Origin of the sequence: Shimia sp. (genome assembly GCF_965227725.1) — a bacterium.
GTDB lineage: Bacteria > Pseudomonadota > Alphaproteobacteria > Rhodobacterales > Rhodobacteraceae > Shimia.
In genome coordinates, this window is record NZ_CBDDGH010000005.1 from 1,411,016 (window position 1) to 1,427,392 (window position 16,377).

The 16,377-nt window shown below is 60.3% G+C and carries 12 protein-coding genes; 7 read left to right on the forward strand and 5 right to left on the reverse strand.

All coding sequences use genetic code 11. The features are described 5' to 3' along the window. The first annotated feature begins 117 nt into the window (after positions 1-117). The 7 genes from ACO07T_RS17205 (at position 118) to ACO07T_RS17235 (ending at position 8,928) form a co-directional block, all read left to right on the forward strand. Complete coding sequence (locus ACO07T_RS17205; RefSeq protein WP_422050384.1) at positions 118-1,680, forward strand: adenylate/guanylate cyclase domain-containing protein; 1,563 nt, start codon at positions 118-120, stop codon at positions 1,678-1,680. A 193-nt stretch (positions 1,681-1,873) separates the two neighbouring features. After that, a complete protein-coding gene (gene cobS / locus ACO07T_RS17210; protein WP_209063659.1) occupies positions 1,874-2,860 on the forward strand; it encodes a cobaltochelatase subunit CobS in 987 nt (328 codons plus the stop codon). Between the two features lie 220 nt (positions 2,861-3,080). Then, positions 3,081-3,497 (forward strand): hypothetical protein, encoded by a 417-nt coding sequence (locus ACO07T_RS17215; protein ID WP_422050385.1) that lies wholly within the window; start codon positions 3,081-3,083, stop codon positions 3,495-3,497. Between the two features lie 96 nt (positions 3,498-3,593). After that, complete coding sequence (gene cobT / locus ACO07T_RS17220; protein ID WP_422050386.1) at positions 3,594-5,468, forward strand: cobaltochelatase subunit CobT; 1,875 nt, start codon at positions 3,594-3,596, stop codon at positions 5,466-5,468. 230 nt (positions 5,469-5,698) lie between these two features. Next, positions 5,699-7,495 carry an aminopeptidase P family protein gene (locus tag ACO07T_RS17225; RefSeq protein ID WP_422050387.1) on the forward strand — a complete coding sequence of 599 codons (1,797 nt, stop codon included), beginning with the start codon at positions 5,699-5,701 and terminating at the stop codon, positions 7,493-7,495. Positions 7,496-7,578: 83 nt separating this feature from the next. Then, entirely contained in the window at positions 7,579-7,923 is a 345-nt protein-coding gene (locus tag ACO07T_RS17230; RefSeq protein WP_209063667.1) for a DUF427 domain-containing protein, read from the forward strand. A gap of 348 nt (positions 7,924-8,271) precedes the next feature. Beyond that, the gene (locus ACO07T_RS17235; RefSeq protein WP_422050388.1) at positions 8,272-8,928 is read left to right on the forward strand and encodes a DUF3299 domain-containing protein; all 657 of its coding nucleotides are present in this window, start codon (positions 8,272-8,274) and stop codon (positions 8,926-8,928) included. A 12-nt stretch (positions 8,929-8,940) separates the two neighbouring features. Here the strand turns inward: ACO07T_RS17235 and ACO07T_RS17240 are convergent, their stop codons facing one another. From ACO07T_RS17240 to ftsZ, 5 genes are all read right to left on the reverse strand, one after another. Further along, positions 8,941-10,629, reverse strand: coding sequence for a chloride channel protein (locus tag ACO07T_RS17240; RefSeq protein WP_209063671.1), 1,689 nt, complete (start codon positions 10,627-10,629; stop codon positions 8,941-8,943). A gap of 154 nt (positions 10,630-10,783) precedes the next feature. Next, the gene (gene recN / locus ACO07T_RS17245) at positions 10,784-12,430 is read right to left on the reverse strand and encodes a DNA repair protein RecN (protein WP_422050389.1); all 1,647 of its coding nucleotides are present in this window, start codon (positions 12,428-12,430) and stop codon (positions 10,784-10,786) included. A 34-nt stretch (positions 12,431-12,464) separates the two neighbouring features. After that, positions 12,465-13,319 (reverse strand): outer membrane protein assembly factor BamD, encoded by an 855-nt coding sequence (locus ACO07T_RS17250; RefSeq protein ID WP_209063675.1) that lies wholly within the window; start codon positions 13,317-13,319, stop codon positions 12,465-12,467. Positions 13,320-13,427: 108 nt separating this feature from the next. Then, a complete protein-coding gene (gene lpxC, locus ACO07T_RS17255) occupies positions 13,428-14,351 on the reverse strand; it encodes a UDP-3-O-acyl-N-acetylglucosamine deacetylase (RefSeq protein ID WP_209063677.1) in 924 nt (307 codons plus the stop codon). Positions 14,352-14,564: 213 nt separating this feature from the next. After that, positions 14,565-16,250, reverse strand: coding sequence for a cell division protein FtsZ (gene ftsZ, locus ACO07T_RS17260; RefSeq protein ID WP_422050390.1), 1,686 nt, complete (start codon positions 16,248-16,250; stop codon positions 14,565-14,567). Positions 16,251-16,377: the final 127 nt, after the last annotated feature.

The following is a 16,377-nucleotide window of genomic DNA, read 5'->3' on the forward strand; positions in this document are numbered from 1 at the left end:
TTGCGTTTGTACCTCTGTGCTCTTTCACCGGTGGACCCGCGCCAAAGTCCCGCTACGATGGCAGGAGACCTTTGCCGCACCACCCGCCGCACCACCCTTATCCAGTTGGGGACACTTATGCAGAAACTGATCGACCACCTTACAGCCCACCCAAGGCAGCTCTATCTGGTGGCGGCCACCGCGATCACGCTCTTGCCTGTGGCCCTGTGGCTCGATTTGAACAGTCTCTCCCATCACAACCTGCATCGGCAGGCGACTGGTCTGAACCGGCTGATGGACAATATCCGCAGCTACTACGCCAGCAATGTTGAGGTCTTTGTGCGCGATGCAGATGGCGCACAACAGGCGACATTGCTCTACCGCCAAGAGGTCTCAGGTCCGGAGCAGCTTGACGCCGGTGTCCCGTCAGCGGAAACCGCCGCGATCGCGCTGTCAGAACGCTTCTCAGAAATCCTGCCCGGTGTGACTTTCCGCTATGTGTTTGATGATTTAGGGACCGAGGCATCAGCCTCAGAGTTGAGCCCGTTTGAACGCAATGCGCTCACCACCCTGCGTGATCCTGACAACAAGCGCACTCATCTTGTGCAGGAACAAGGCGGCCTCTTTGGTCACCGACTGACCATGGCAACGCCGCTGATCCACGCTGAGGACTGCCCGGATTGTGTCGCGGTTGGTGGCACCGACACCGCAGCCTCCTGGCCCCCTGAAGCGGTGCGCGGCTTGCAAATCGTGCATGTACGACAGCCGCTTTCGCTGAACCTGAGCTCATTCAAATTCCTGCTGACTTATATGCTGGTGGCTGGCTTTTTGGTGGTGACCTTTGCGCGCCACCAGCTGCAACTGGCCGGCAAATTCCGCGACGCCAACAAAGAGCTGACAGAGAACAACGCCTTTCTGGCCGATGTCTCCCTCAAGATCTCCAAATATCTGGAACCGCAGGTCTACCGCTCGATTTTTGAGGGGGAGAAAGACGCCTCCATCAGTACTGAGCGCAAAAAGCTGACGGTGTTCTTCAGCGACATCAAAGACTTCACCGCCACCACGGAACGGATGCAGCCCGAAGAGCTGACCGCGTTGCTGAATGAATATTTCTCGGAGATGGGGCTGATCGCGGCCAAGCACGGCGCCACCATCGACAAGTTTATCGGCGATGCGATTGTTGCCTTTGTGGGCGACCCCTCGACCCAAGGCGTGTCAGAAGACGCCCGTGCCTGTGTGCGCATGGCGCTTGAAATGCAGCAGCGCTTGGATGAGCTGGAACAGATCTGGCGCGCGCGCGGCGTGGAACACCCGTTCCGCGCGCGCATGGGTTTGAACACCGGTTACTGTAACGTCGGCAATTTCGGCTCAGAGACCCGCATGGACTACACAATCATCGGCGCGGAGGCCAATCTGGCCGCGCGACTGGAAGGCATTGCGGAGCCGGGTGGCATTGTGATGAGCTATGAAACCTACGCCCATGCCCGTGATCTGGTCGATGCCGAGCCGCTGGAGCCCCAGCACTTCAAAGGCATCTCGCGCGCCATCACCCCTTACCGTGTGCTGCGCCACGGCACCAACCGCCGCGCCGCCAGCGCCACCGAGCAAGGCGACAAGCTTGTGGTGGAAATGCAGGGGCTGGATGCTGCGAGCCGCGAGAAAATCACAGCAGCAGTGCGCGCCGCGCTGGACGAGGTTTAAGGGCGCAACGCGAGCGCCTTTGGCTGGCACTTTTGCCCGATCAATAGCGCGCCAAAAGAGCGGCCTCTTGCAGCCAATGCACAACGCCGCGTCTTTTTTGTGGTTTCGCTTGTGATCCTTTTCAATTTGATGCACCAAAGGCCGGTAGATTTCAGCCGCCCCTGATTGCGCGGCACATGGAAGGACAACGAGCATGGCCGACGGCATCATGGACAGCAACACAAAGCCCACTGAAGACATTGATCTGCGCGAAGTCTTTGGCATCGACAGCGATATGAAAATCAAGGGTTTTGAAGAGCGTACAGACCGTGTGCCGGAAATCGACCCGACCTATAAGTTTGACCCGGAAACCACGCTGGCGATCCTCGCAGGCTTTGGCCACAACCGTCGTGTGATGATCCAGGGCTACCACGGCACCGGTAAATCCACCCACATCGAACAGGTTGCGGCGCGTCTGAACTGGCCCTGTGTGCGTGTGAACCTCGACAGCCACATCAGCCGTATCGACCTGATCGGTAAGGACGCGATCAAGCTGCGCGACGGCAAGCAGGTCACAGAATTCCACGAAGGCATCCTGCCATGGGCGCTGCGCAACCCGACTGCGATCGTGTTTGACGAATATGATGCGGGCCGTGCGGACGTGATGTTTGTGATCCAGCGTGTGCTGGAAGCCGACGGTAAGCTGACGCTGCTCGACCAAAACGAAGTGATCAAGCCGAACCCCTACTTCCGCCTGTTTGCCACCGCAAACACCGTTGGTCTGGGCGACACCACCGGCCTCTATCACGGCACCCAACAGATCAACCAAGCCCAGATGGACCGCTGGTCGCTGGTCAGCACGCTCAACTATCTGAGCCACGATGCTGAAGCCGCCATCGTTCTGTCCAAAGCGCCGCACTACAACACCGCTGAGGGGCGCAAGATTGTGAACCAGATGGTCACCGTCGCAGACCTGACCCGGACAGCCTTCATGAACGGCGATCTCTCCACTGTGATGAGCCCACGGACCGTGATCAACTGGGCCGCAAACGCGGAAATCTTCCGAAATGTCGGCTATGCCTTCCGCCTGAGCTTCCTGAACAAATGTGACGAGCTGGAGCGCCAGACCGTTGCAGAGTTCTACCAGCGCTGCTTTGACGAAGAACTGCCGGAAAGTGCAGCGAGCGTCAGCCTCGGCTAAGCCTGCTGTCAGAAAGTTGAGAAGCCGCCTCCGTGAGGCGGCTTTTTTGTTTGTGCGAAGACCTATCTGCGGCTGAAACATTGCCCGTTTAGCAAAGCCTCCAGATCGGAGCCACAGAACGCACATACCTCAGGCACACTCACCCATACGTGAGATATATTTGTAATATCATTTGTATATACAGTATTGACTGACCGGCGAGGCGCCATAAACTTGTTACATGACATATTCAGCACGCACGACCTTCCGCAGCCTTTTCTGTGGCGCCGCCCTGCTGACCATGGGCACCGCTGCATCTTCTCTGCCAATCTGGCCGCACCAGCAGGCGCAGGCCTTTGCCACCTGCTCCGGGCGCATCTCGGCGCTGACCACACATCAGCGTGCGGTTCAAAACCCCGAAGCAGACGGCAACGCCGCCTTGGTGGAAACCTTTGATCTGATGCTCGAAGCGGTGTTGCCCGATGCCTTGCCAGACGAGGATGGCACGCAGGTGTCCGTGCAGTGGCGCGCGCAGGGATGGAGCGAAGTCGCCGGTCTGCTTGCGCATTCTTTCTACAGCTTTGATCGCGGTGTGGCAGAACGCGCCGAGGCGGCGCTTGTCCAGCGTATTGCCGATTGCCGCAACATGGTGCTGTGACCTTGCCAGCGCCGCCACTTTGGCCGCGACGTTCAGACCATAGGAAATCGCATTCACGCCTTGCACATGCCGCTGCTCCCGTGATTAATCACAGGCATGATCAAGAAGTCCGACAACCCCGCTGATCCGTTCAAAAAGGCCTTGGCAGAGGCCACCAAAGTGATGGCCGACGATCCGGAATTGTCGGTGACCTATACGGTTGATCCTTCCGGCATTTCCGGCGACAGCGTACGCCTGCCGCAAGTGAGCCGTCGCATGACCCGCGATGAGGTGCTTTTGGCACGCGGCACGGCGGATGCGCTGGCGCTGCAGCACAAATATCACGATGACGCGACCCACCTGCGCTACGCGCCCGGTCAGGGCATGGCGCGTGATCTTTATGAGGCGATGGAAACCGCGCGTTGCGAGGCCATGGGTGCGCGCGAGATGCCGGGCACCGCGACCAATATTGACGTCAAGATCAGCCACGAAGCAGCAGGCCGCGGCTATGGTGAGATCACTGCCCGCGATCAGGCCCCTCTGGCCACCGCCGCAGGTTATCTGATCCGCCACCTGGCAACCGGCCGCGATCTGCCCCCGGCAGCGGCCAATGTGATGGAACTCTGGCGCGGCTATATCGAGCAAAACGCCGGCGAACATCTGGATGATCTGCAGGATCTTCTGTCTGATCAGCAGGCTTTTGCGAAATTCGCCCGTCAGATCATCGACGACCTCGGCTACGGCGACCAGCTTGGCGACGACCCCGACGATCTTGAGGATGATCAGGACGAGGCGGAACCGGAATCCGAGGAAGAGGACAACCCGGACAGCACCGGCGAGGACGATCAGGACGAAGAAGACGCGGAAGCCAACCCTGAGCAGTCTCAGGAAGAGCAGCAGGACATGTCCGAAGCTCAGGTCACTATGGATGACATGGCCGAAGACGAAATGTCTGATGAGGCGGAGATGCCTGATGGCGAGGCCCCGCTTGATCCGCCGCCGCCCCCTCCGGTGTCTGAGGCTGACCCGAACTATGTGGTTTTTGACACCACAAACGACGAAGAGATTGCCGCCGAAGATCTGGCAGAGCCTGTCGAGCTTGAGCGCCTGCGCGCCTATCTCGACCAGCAGCTTGAACCGCTCAAAGGCGCCGTGAGCCGCCTTGCGAACCGCCTGCAGCGCCGCCTTCAGGCCCAGCAGAACCGCAGCTGGGAGTTTGATCTGGAGGAAGGCACGCTGGATGCGGGCCGTCTGGCGCGGGTTGTGGCCAACCCGACCACACCTCTGAGCTTCAAAATGGAGCATGACACCGAATTCCGCGACACCGTGGTGACGCTGCTTCTGGATAACTCGGGCTCCATGCGTGGCCGCCCAATCTCTATTGCCGCGATCTGCGCCGATGTGCTTGCGCGCACGCTTGAGCGCTGCAACGTGAAGGTCGAAATCCTCGGCTTCACGACGCGTGCCTGGAAAGGCGGATTGGCCCGGGAGAAATGGCTCAATGACGGCCGTCCGCAACAGCCCGGTCGCCTCAATGATCTGCGCCACATCATCTACAAACACGCCGACGCCCCATGGCGGCGCGTGCGCCCAAATCTGGGCCTGATGATGAAAGAAGGCCTGCTCAAGGAAAATATCGACGGGGAGGCGCTGGAATGGGCGCACCGCCGGATGATGATGCGGCCAGAGCAGCGTAAGATCCTGATGGTGATTTCGGACGGCGCACCGGTGGATGACAGCACGCTGTCGGTCAACCCCGCCAACTATCTGGAAAAACACCTGCGCGACGTGATCGCGATGGTGGAGAAACGCAAGCTTGTTGAACTGCTTGCCATCGGTATCGGCCATGATGTGACCCGCTACTACGACCGCGCGGTGACCATCACCGATGTGGAACAGCTTGCCGGTGCCATGACTGAACAGCTGGCGGCTCTGTTTGACAGCGACCCGCGTGCGCGTGCACGTGTGATGGGCATGCGCAAAGCAGGTTAAGGGATAGGGGCTCTGCCCCTGTCACATCTGCGATGTGCCTACCCCGGGATATTTGACGAATGAGAAGCCGGTTTTCTCATGCGCCAAATGTCCCACCCAATATCCTGGGGCTGAGGGGGCTGCCCCCTCCCCGCGCCCGCAATGCCAGTTCCCCCTCTTACTGACTTGCCATTGCAGAGCGATTGCGTATCACTGAACGCGCGTTCAACCTACAGCCACGGAGCCTCACCATGTTTCAGGATTTCAACGTCACCGCACGCCCGGAACAAGGCCCTGCCCGGCTTGAGAAACTGCGCGGAGGTCTGAAGGCGCGGGGGCTGGACGGGTTTCTGGTACCGCGCGCGGATGCCCATCAGGGGGAATATGTCGCGCCACGTGACGATCGTCTGGCCTGGCTGACGGGCTTTACCGGCTCTGCCGGGTTCTGCGTGGTGCTGAGCGATATTGCCGGCGTCTTTGTCGACGGGCGCTACCGCACACAGGTCAAAGAACAGGTGGCGGGCTGCTACACCCCAGTGGACTGGCCTGAGGTTCTGCCGGGGCCTTGGATTGTGGAGCATCTGGGCGCGGGGCGCGTTGGCTTTGACCCTTGGCTTTACACAATTGGCCAGCTTGAAGCGCTGCAAAAGGCGGTGGCTGGCACCGACATCAGCTTTGTACCCATCGCCAACCCGATTGACGCAATCTGGGAAGATCAGCCTGACGCGCCAATGGCTGCTGTGAAAGCCCATCCCACTGATATTGCAGGGGAAAGCCACGCCCAGAAACGTACCCGTTTGGCCGCCGAGCTGTCTTCGGCAGGCCATGACGCCGCAGTGATCACGCTTCCGGACAGCATCGCCTGGCTGCTCAACATCCGCGGCGCCGACATTCCGCGCAACCCGCTGGCCCATGGGTTTGCCATCCTCAACGCAGATGCCAGCGTGGATCTGTTCATGGCAGAGGCAAAACTTGCAGCGGTTCAGGACCATCTGGGCGCAGAGGTGCGTATCCATGATCCAGCAGGCTTTATTGCGCATCTGACCAAATCCAGCGGCACCGTGCGACTGGACAAAGCAAGCGCACCAATCGCGGTGCAGGCCGCCGTGGCCCAGAGCGCGGCAGAGATCGCCTATGATCAGGATCCCTGCGTGATGCCAAAAGCGCGCAAGAACGCCGCAGAAATTGCAGGCATGGTGGAGGCGCACCTGCGGGATGGCGCGGCCGTCAGCACATTCCTGAGCTGGTTTGACGCGCAGGAGAAAACCGCCCTCACCGAAATCGACGTGGTGCGCAAACTGGAAGACAGCCGCCGCGCCACCAATGCGCTTCTGGACATCAGCTTTGACACCATTGCCGGCTCCGGCCCGCACGGCGCGATCATGCATTACCGCGTCACGGAAGACACCAACCGCCAGTTGCAAGAGGGCGAGCTGATGGTGCTCGACAGCGGCGGGCAATATGCCGATGGCACCACGGATATCACCCGCACCTTGCCGGTTGGCGACGTTGATACAGAGGTGAAAGTGGCCTTCACCCGCGTGCTGCAGGGTATGATTGCCGTGTCGCGCATGCGCTTCCCCAAAGGCGTCGCAGGCAGCCATATCGAGGCCATTGGCCGTTTGCCGCTCTGGATGGCGGGTCAGGATTTCGACCACGGATTGGGCCATGGTGTTGGCGCGTATCTCTGTGTGCATGAAGGCCCCCAGCGCCTCAGCCGGGTGAGTGATGTGCCGCTTGAGGCCGGTATGATCCTGTCCAATGAGCCGGGCTATTATCGCCCCGGTGCCTTTGGCATTCGTATCGAGAATCTGATTGTGGTTGAGGAGGCCCCGGCTCTGCCCGGTGGCGACGATCACCGCGAGATGCTGCAGTTCCGTACCCTGACCTACACACCCATTTCCCGCGAGCTGATTGTGCCCGACATGCTGAGCGCTGATGAGCGTGACTGGCTCAATGACTACCATGCGACGTGTCGTCAGCTTTTGTCACCACGTCTCGCACCAGAGGAGAATGTGTGGTTGGATGGCGCAACTGCGCCGCTTTGACTGTGCGGCAGGTCGTTTGAGCTGACATAGCGCTGTCACAAAGCGGCGATAGTGGCAACAGGATGAGGAAAAGGGGAAATTTGATGAGCGGCAATATCACCATTCGCAAGGCAGACGGCAATTGGGTAGTGCGGGCTGGCGGCGCCATTCTGGGCGAAAGCAGCGCAGCACTGGAGCTGAGCGAAGAGGGTCATGCGCCTGTGATCTATTTCCCCCGCGCCGACATCGCGACAGCCTTTCTGGACGACAGTGAAAAGACCACGCATTGCCCGCATAAGGGCGACGCCTCCTATTATTCCATCGTGACCAAGAGCACGACCATCAAGGATGCCGCCTGGAGCTATGAGGCCCCGATTGAAGCAGTCGAGCGGATCAAGGCGCATATTGCCTTTCACGGCTCCGATTTGGTGACGGTCGAGCGCGTCTGATCTCATCTTCCCGCCGCTCGTCTTCTCGCCAAGAAGGCTGGGACGGTGGCGGGCATGAAGATTGAGGCCCACACATAAGGGTGGCCGGAGAAGAAGACACCTGCGATCACGCAGGTGTCGCTTTGCATAAAGGCTGGCGAACGTGTGCTCCTGCACAGGAGCAGAATATCCAACCTGCTGTCGGCTTCCGCATTGGTTTTTTTCCGGGATCTCGGCGTAGGATCTGCGCTTCCTGATCGCGATCTTTTGTTTTGGCCTCTTGGTCAGTTTTCTGCCAGCTTGGGGTATATACCGCATGGCGTTGGCAGATGGGCTGGCAACACGGCTTTGAGGGTGAGGACACCAACGATGAAACCGCTATTCACTGCAGCCGCAGCAGCGCTGATCTGTGCGGGCCTGAGCACCGCTAGCCTTGCTTCAGAGCCGCGTGAGCTGGGCTGGGATGATCTGGTGGGGCCAACCACACCGATCAAAAACCCATTTGAAACTCTCACCAACGAACAGATGGAAAACCTCGCCCGCGTGCTGCGGCTCGACACCATTGCCGAAGAAGACAATGACAAAGACGCCGCCGCAGATGCCAAGGCCCTGCGCGGGGTGCTCTATGATCAGGGCGTGAAGGTGGATTTCCTGCTGTCTGAGCGCCTGCGCATCATGGCGCAGCTGGAGGCTGAGGCCAGCGCACCCAATGACGCTGTGGTGGGCCAGTCCATCCGCCTGCCCGGCTATCTGCTGCCGCTTGAGATGAACGGCGACGCGGCGACCGAATTCCTGCTGGTGCCAACAGTCGGCGCCTGTATCCATGTGCCACCGCCCCCTGCCAATCAGATTGTGCATGTGAGCTATCCCGAAGGCTTTGAGCCGGAGGGGCTTTACACCCCGGTCTGGATTACTGGCGAGCTGCGTAACGATCCGACGATAAGCTCTTTGTTTCTGGTCGACGGAGATTCTGATGTCAGCGCGACCTACAAACTGCGGGCAACTTCTGTCGAGTTTTACGAGTAAGCACGCAAGCGCTCAGGAATGCTCTTCGGCTGCGGTCTCCGCCAACGCTTTGTTGTAGGCGCGCAGCGCATCCACGTGAAAGACCGCCCCCAACAGCTCTGGTGAGGCATCTTCGCCCACCACCGTGACCACGGGGATAAAGGCCTCCCCTGTGGCTTCAAACATCGGCATCAGGCTTTCCAGCGTGGCATTGCCGCTCACATAACAGCCCTCAGCCACCATCTCCCAGCACCGCTCCTCCGGGGCGGCTTTGGGGTCATCGTTGCTGCGCATGACCTTCGCCACGCCACAGAGCGCCAGCAGATAGGCCTGCGGGCCTGCCGCGATATGTACGTTGCGCCGCTCCAGCTGGGTAAGGAAGAACGACCCATCCACAAGGCGGGAGCTGAGCGCGGTGGAGATCGAAACCGCCACCATCACTGCCAGCCCTGTCTGCCAGTCTCCGGTCATTTCAAACACGATCAGCGTGGTGGAAATCGGCGCGCCCAACACGGCGGCGGCCACGGCCCCCATCCCGGCCAGCGCATAAAGCGTGGTTGTGCCGGACACATCAGGGAAGATCGCCGTGGCAATCATGCCAAAAGCCAAACCGGTCAAAGCGCCCAGCATCAAGGCAGGCGAGAACACGCCCCCGCCCATGCGGCCCGCCATGGTGATGGAGACCGCAATCACCTTCAACACCGCAAAGACCACCGCCTCATGCAACAGCAACTGCCCTGTCAGGGCCGCAGAGGTGGTCTCATAGCCGACGCCAATAATATGCGGGAACCAGATCGCCAGAATGCCCAGCAGAATGCCTGAAATCGCGGGACGCAGCCACCGTGGGATGCGCAGCTCCTCCTGCACATGGTTGGCCATGTCTTCGGCCCAGAAGATCGTCCACATCAGCGCCACGGCCGCCAGACCACAAATCCCGCCAAGGATCAGAAAAGCGGGCAGCTCTTGATAAAATTGCAGCTCGGTGCCGGTGTTGAGCATGAATTCCGTGACATCGCCAAACTCCAGCCGGTTGATCACCGTTCCAGCGACCGCCGCAATCACGATGGGCGCAAAGGCGTGCACGGCAAAGTGGCGCAGCACCACTTCCAGCGCAAAGAGCGCCCCGGCAATCGGCGCATTGAAGGAGGCAGAAACGGCCGCCGCAACCGCACAGCCCAACAGATCGCGCCCCGTGATGCCATTGGCATTGATGCGGTCGCTAACCCAGCTGGAAATCACGCCCGCCACATGCACAACAGGGCCCTCGCGGCCGGTGGATCCGCCAGAGGACAGGGTGATCAAAGAGGCAAAGGCAGAGGCAATCCCCGCCCGTTTCTCCACCCGCCCTTCATGCAATGCGGCGCCTTCGATGGCATCCGCCACAGAACGCACCCGCCCATCCGGCGTGAAGTGGTGCAGGATCAATCCAACCACCAAGCCACCGACGGTCGGGATCACCAGCAGCCAGTACCATGGCAGCGTATAGGCAAAGCTGTGCAGCTTGGTCAGATCCTCTGCGCCATAAAGCGTGGACTGCAGCCAATGGATGCCTTTGCGAAAGAACAAAGCCGCAAAACCGGCGGCAATCCCGATACAAAGCGCGATGATCCAGAACTGAAACTGACTTGGCCCTTTGGTGACCAGCACGCGCCATCCTCCACGACAAGTGTTTGCCGCGTCTTGAGCGCTTTCCGCCAGAAAGGAGCCAACCGATTTCGCCATTGGGCTGCAAAATCTCCGGGAGTCAGACCCATAGGGGGTCTTCTCTGCTCTACGCGGGTTTTGCTGTCATAGCAAAGGGGTAAGCGCCGCATTTCACGTGAATGTGGACAATTGTGCGACAGCTGCCACGCCTGGGGCTGCGCAGCCAGTTGTGTCAGCCCAGAAGCGCTCTGGCCGCAGCGCGGGCTTCGCTGGTGATCGTATCACCAGAGATCATACGGGCCACTTCGTCAATCTGCTCATCCGCGCTCAAAGGCACGACGCGGCTGAGGGTCTGATTGTTTTTCACGCTCTTTTCCACGCGCCAGTGATGTGCGCCAAGCGCGGCCACCTGCGGAGAGTGGGTCACCACAAGTACCTGCCCGCCATCGGCCAATGCCTTCAGGCGTCGGCCCACCGCATCCGCGGTTGCCCCGCCCACACCACGGTCGATTTCGTCAAAGATCAGGGTCATGCCACTGATGTCGCTGGTCAGGCATACTTTCAGCGCCAGAAGGAACCGGCTCAATTCACCGCCTGAGGCGATCTTGGCAAGCGGGCCTGCCGGAGCACCGGGGTTTGTGGCCACTACAAACTCCACCGCGTCGCGGCCTTCCGGACCGGCGTCGCCTTCGCGGATGCGGGTCTCAAACACTGCGCGTTCCATCTTGAGCGGCGCAAGCTCGCCCATGACAGCCTTATCAAGCCCTTTCGCAGCGGTCTGGCGCGCTTTGGTCAGGGCGTTTGCAGCGGCGTCGTAAGCGCTCTCTGCCGCATTGAGATCTGCGGTCAGCGCTGCAATATTGCCCTCGCCTGCATCGAGCGCGGCCAGACGTGTGCGCAGGTTTTGCGCAAATGTGCCAAGCTCATCCGGCACTTCGCCATGCTTGCGTGCCAAAGCGCGGATCGCAAACAGGCGCTCTTCGATCTCTTCCAGCTCATGCGGGTTGAAATCCAACGCCTCCAAGCAGCGCTCGATGCCATCGACCGCATCGCTCACCTCATTAAGCGCGCGCTCCAATGCCGCGACCGGCGCGTCAAGAGCCCCGCCGGTTTCCGCCAAAGCACCATCCAGCCAGCGCAGGGCGTCGCCCATGGCGCTCTCCGCACCGCCGTTGCCAAGCGCCGCATGGGCGCGGCTGACGTCCTCGCGCACCTTTTCCGCACCCTGCATCATGCGACGGCGCGTATCGAGCTCAGCTTCTTCACCCGGTTGCGGGTCAAGCTTATCCAGCTCGGCCACCGCATGGCGCAGGAAGTCCTCTTCGGCCTTCGCTTCGGCCAGCGCTGCCTCAGCTGCGGTCAACGCCTTGCGCGCCTTAGTCACCGCGCTCCATGTGCTGCGGGTCTTGCCGCGCAGCTTTTCGGTATCCGCAAAGATATCAAGCAGGTCGCGGTGGCCTTTGGGGTTCAACAGCCCGCGATCATCATGCTGACCGTGCAGCTCCACCAAAGTCTCAGACAAGCGCCGCAGCACTTCCCCCGACACGCGCCGGTCGTTCACCCAGGCCGTCTTGCGGCCATCGGTGCGGTTCACCCGCCGCAGGATCAGTTCTTCGCCGCCGGGCAGCCCAGCCTCTTCGAGTATGGCGTGGGCCGGATGGCCCTCATGGAGATCAAACTCTGCCACAACCTCACCCTGCTCCGCCCCCGCGCGCACCAGCTCGGCACGCCCGCGCCAGCCCAGCACAAAGCCCAGACTGTCGAGCAAAATGGATTTGCCTGCCCCGGTCTCACCGGTCAGCACATTGAGGCCAGGCTGAAACGCCAGCTCGAGCCGATCAATGATCAGCATATCGCGGATATCAAGAGAGCGCAGCATGTGGGTCAGTTGGCAGGGCGCAACCTGCGCGCCGTTACAGCCATTGCCCCTTCAAGGTCTGACGGTAAACTTGGTTGAGCCAGCCGTCGCCTGCGGCCTCAAGCTCAAGCCCGCGTCCGGTCAACAGTTTGTAGCTGTCTTCATACCATTCGGTGGACTGGAAGTTGTAACCAAGAATGGCCCCTGCGGTCTGTGCCTGCTGCACAAGACCCAGCGAGAGATACGCCTCAACCAAACGGTGCAGCGCTTCTGCCGTGTGGGTCGTGGTGGAGAAATCCTCTACCACAACACGGAAACGCTTGATCGCCGCCGCATAGTGATCCCGGCGCAGATAGTAGCGGCCGATTTCCATCTCTTTGGAGGCGAGGTGGTCAAAGGCCAGATCAAATTTCAACGCCGCCGAACGGGCATATTCGCTGTCCGGATAAATCTCGATGACCTTGCGCAGCTCCTGCAGAGCCTGAAAGGTCAGGCCTTGGTCACGGCCCACTTCGTCGATCTGGTCATAATAGCTCAGCGCTAGAAGATACTGCGCATAGGCCGCATCCTCATCCGCCGGATAAAAGTCGATATAGCGCTGTGCCGCAGCCCGGCTCTCTGGATAGCTCTTATCGGCATGATAAGAAAACGCCTGCATGATCAAGGCGCGCTGGGACAGCTCTGAGTAAGGGTACAGCCGCTCAATCTCGGAAAAGAAGAACGCCGCATCCGTGCCGCGATTCCGTGCCAGCTCGAATTCGCCGCGCTCGTAAATCTGTTCCGGTGTGAATTGTTCCAGATCGATCAAACCACGGCGTGCGTCGCTTGCGTCATTGTCGCCACAGGCCACCACAACGGCCAGTGCCAGAACCGATCCCAGAAGACGTGCCCGCGACCCGATGCCTGACATAGTGCTCAACCTTCTCTTCATCGCGGGATTTACCCACCCTTCCAGAATGCTGTTAGCACAGAATTTTCCGGGGCAAAACGTCTTTGGCTTCAAATCTTGCAATCACATTTAGGCGACCGCAGGAACCTCGCCCATATGCACGCCTGCACCAGGCAAACGTGCGGCCTGTGCGGCCGTGCATTCCACCAGACGCCATGCTGATGGATCCGCAAAAAGTTCACGCAAAAGCGCATTGGTCAGCGCGTGTCCGGCACGGTGGCCGCGATACTGCGCCAGCAGAGGCGCACCCGCGAGATAGAGATCGCCCATCGCGTCCAGCATCTTGTGGCGCACAGGCTCATCGGAGTGGCGCAGACCACCCTGCGCACTGACTTTGGCGCCGTCAAACACCACAGCGTTCTCGGTTGGGTCGCCCCCCAGCGCCAGACCATTGGCCTGCATGGCTTCGACATCCGCCTGACGGCAGAAGGTGCGGCTGTCACACAGCTCACGCACAAAGCTGCCGTTGGCAAGGCTCAGGGTCTTGGTCTGTTGACCAATGGCTTCATCAACAAAGTCGATGTGAAAATCGATGCGCATTTCATCTGCTGGCAGCAGTTCGGCAACCGCATCGCCGCGGGTGACCGACACGGGCTTGAGCACTTCGATGGCCCAGACAGACGCATGCTGGCTCACGATGCCCGCTTTCAGGAAACCGCGCACAAACTCCGCAGAGCTGCCATCAAGGATCGGCACTTCAGGCGCGTCGATCTCGATCAGCGCGTTGTGAATGCCACAGCCCGCCAGAGCCGCCATCAGATGCTCAATGGTGGACACAGCCACGCCTGCGGTGTTGAGAATACGAGTGCAGAGTGCGGTTTGCTCAACCACATCCCAGCGCGCCGGGATCATCGCATCGCCCACCAGAATGTCCGTCCGCTTGAACCAGATGCCGTAATCTGCCGATGCCGGGCGCACGGTCAGGTGCACTTCAGCGCCGGAGTGTAGGCCGGTTCCAACGAAATGAACTGGTGTTTTTAAAGTGGCTTGCACGGTGATCCTCAAAGGTTACGCGGCGCACCCCATTTGGCCGCAATAGTGAGGTAGTTGGTTCCGCCCGTCACCTCAAATAAAGCTTTGCAACGGACTGAAACATGTTTGTAACAGTTCGGCGAAACCCCGCCACGAACCCCACAAGCCGTTGCAAATAAAAAGAAAAAAGGCCGCCTGCAAAAGGCGACCTCTTCACGTGTTAAGCTGAATAAATCAGTTCGCTTGACGGCGCAGGAAGGCCGGAATTTCAATACGTTCCTGATCTTCGTCCATTTGCGTGGCCGGTGCCTGCGACTGAACCGCAGGTTGCTGGCGCGCGACCGGTGCAGCAGGTGCCGGACGTGCGGCTGGTTGCTGCTCAGCAGCGTGGCCGGTCATCTTGTTGATCAGCGAGTTGATGCCAAAGCGCGGACGCTCTTCGGCACGCGGCTCCTGCACAGGCGCTGCTGCGGCAGGACGGGCCGGTGCGGCAGGCGCTTTTTCAACAGCGGCTTGCAGACGCTGCATCAGCTGTGGAGTTGGCGTACCTGGAGCCGGACGCTGTGGCGCAACGAAATCCTGAGGCTCTTCTTCCTCAAACATCTGCGGTTGCACCTGTTGTGCGGCGGTCGGCTGATAAGCCGGTGGAGGCACATCGGCACCTGCGGAAGCGGCATCAAAGGTCGGCGCGGCCGGTGCGGCGGCCTGTGCGGCTGGCGCCTCAAAGATGTCTTCCATCTGCTCTTCCGCGGCAGCGCGCTGCGCGTCCATCTGCGGGAACAGGGATGGCTCTGCAGGGGCAGCTGCGGCAGGTTGCGCAGCCGCTGGTGCGGCCTGTGCGGCAACCGGTGCCTGCTCAACAGGGGCTGCGGCAGCTGGTGCTGCTTCAACTTCGGCCTGTGGCAGCGGCGCTTTCATGGAGCGGCGTGGCAGCGGCATAGCAGCGTTGGCTTCTGCAGCGTCGATGCCAGTGGCAACAACGGATACGCGCATGCCACCTTCCAGCGTGTCGTCCATGGTGGAACCCACGATGATATTGGCGTCGGCGTCCACTTCCTCGCGGATGCGGTTGGCCGCTTCGTCCAGTTCGAACAGGGTCAGGTCGTGACCGCCGGTGATGTTGATCAGAACGCCTTTGGCACCGCGCAGGGAGATCTCGTCCAGCAGCGGGTTGGCAATCGCCTTCTCTGCCGCTTGGATCGCACGATCTTCGCCGGTCGCTTCGCCGGTGCCCATCATCGCTTTGCCCATCTCGTCCATCACGGCGCGCACGTCCGCGAAGTCGAGGTTGATCAGGCCCGGACGCACCATCAGATCGGTCACACCTTTCACGCCCTGATAGAGCACGTCATCCGCCATGGAGAAGGCTTCAGTGAAGGTGGTCTTTTCGTTGGCGAGGCGGAACAGGTTCTGGTTCGGGATGATGATCAGCGTGTCGACCATCTTTTGCAGCTGCTCCACGCCCTCTTCGGCCTGACGCATCCGCTTGGCGCCTTCAAACTGGAACGGCTTGGTGACAACACCCACCGTCAGAACACCCAGTTCACGCGCGGCTTGTGCGATGATCGGTGCCGCGCCGGTGCCGGTGCCGCCGCCCATACCTGCGGTGATGAAGCACATGTGTGCGCCTGCGAGGTGATCCACGATCTCCTCAATGCTTTCCTCAGCGGCCGCGGCGCCAACGGTTGCGCGCGCCCCAGCGCCCAGACCTTCGGTGACCTTTACGCCCAGCTGCACACGGCTGTCAGATTTGCTCTGCTGCAACGCCTGCGCGTCGGTGTTCGCCACAACGAACTCCACGCCTTCCAGCGCTTTATCGATCATGTTGTTAACCGCGTTGCCGCCTGCGCCGCCTACACCAAATACGGTGATACGGGGTTTCAGATCACCCTCATCGGGCATCGTCAGATTCAAAGCCATAGAACTGTCCGCCTGTTGTTTACCCGCCACAGCGGGCCATTTTCTGCCTACTCCAACACATTATTAAACACGCTTTCCGGAATCGTCATCCCAAAAAGCGCATTTCGCCACAAAATGTGGAGGAAAA

Coding starts and splice junctions, on each gene's coding strand:
- cobT (WP_422050386.1), top strand. CDS start 3,594: ATGATCAAGAAGTCCGACAACCCCGCTGATCCGTTCAAAAAGGCCTTG.
- ACO07T_RS17240 (WP_209063671.1), bottom strand. CDS start 10,629: ATGGCGAAATCGGTTGGCTCCTTTCTGGCGGAAAGCGCTCAAGACGCG.
- ACO07T_RS17215 (WP_422050385.1), top strand. CDS start 3,081: ATGACATATTCAGCACGCACGACCTTCCGCAGCCTTTTCTGTGGCGCC.
- cobS (WP_209063659.1), top strand. CDS start 1,874: ATGGCCGACGGCATCATGGACAGCAACACAAAGCCCACTGAAGACATT.
- ACO07T_RS17250 (WP_209063675.1), bottom strand. CDS start 13,319: ATGTCAGGCATCGGGTCGCGGGCACGTCTTCTGGGATCGGTTCTGGCA.
- ACO07T_RS17235 (WP_422050388.1), top strand. CDS start 8,272: ATGAAACCGCTATTCACTGCAGCCGCAGCAGCGCTGATCTGTGCGGGC.
- recN (WP_422050389.1), bottom strand. CDS start 12,430: ATGCTGCGCTCTCTTGATATCCGCGATATGCTGATCATTGATCGGCTC.
- ACO07T_RS17230 (WP_209063667.1), top strand. CDS start 7,579: ATGAGCGGCAATATCACCATTCGCAAGGCAGACGGCAATTGGGTAGTG.
- ftsZ (WP_422050390.1), bottom strand. CDS start 16,250: ATGGCTTTGAATCTGACGATGCCCGATGAGGGTGATCTGAAACCCCGT.
- ACO07T_RS17205 (WP_422050384.1), top strand. CDS start 118: ATGCAGAAACTGATCGACCACCTTACAGCCCACCCAAGGCAGCTCTAT.
- ACO07T_RS17225 (WP_422050387.1), top strand. CDS start 5,699: ATGTTTCAGGATTTCAACGTCACCGCACGCCCGGAACAAGGCCCTGCC.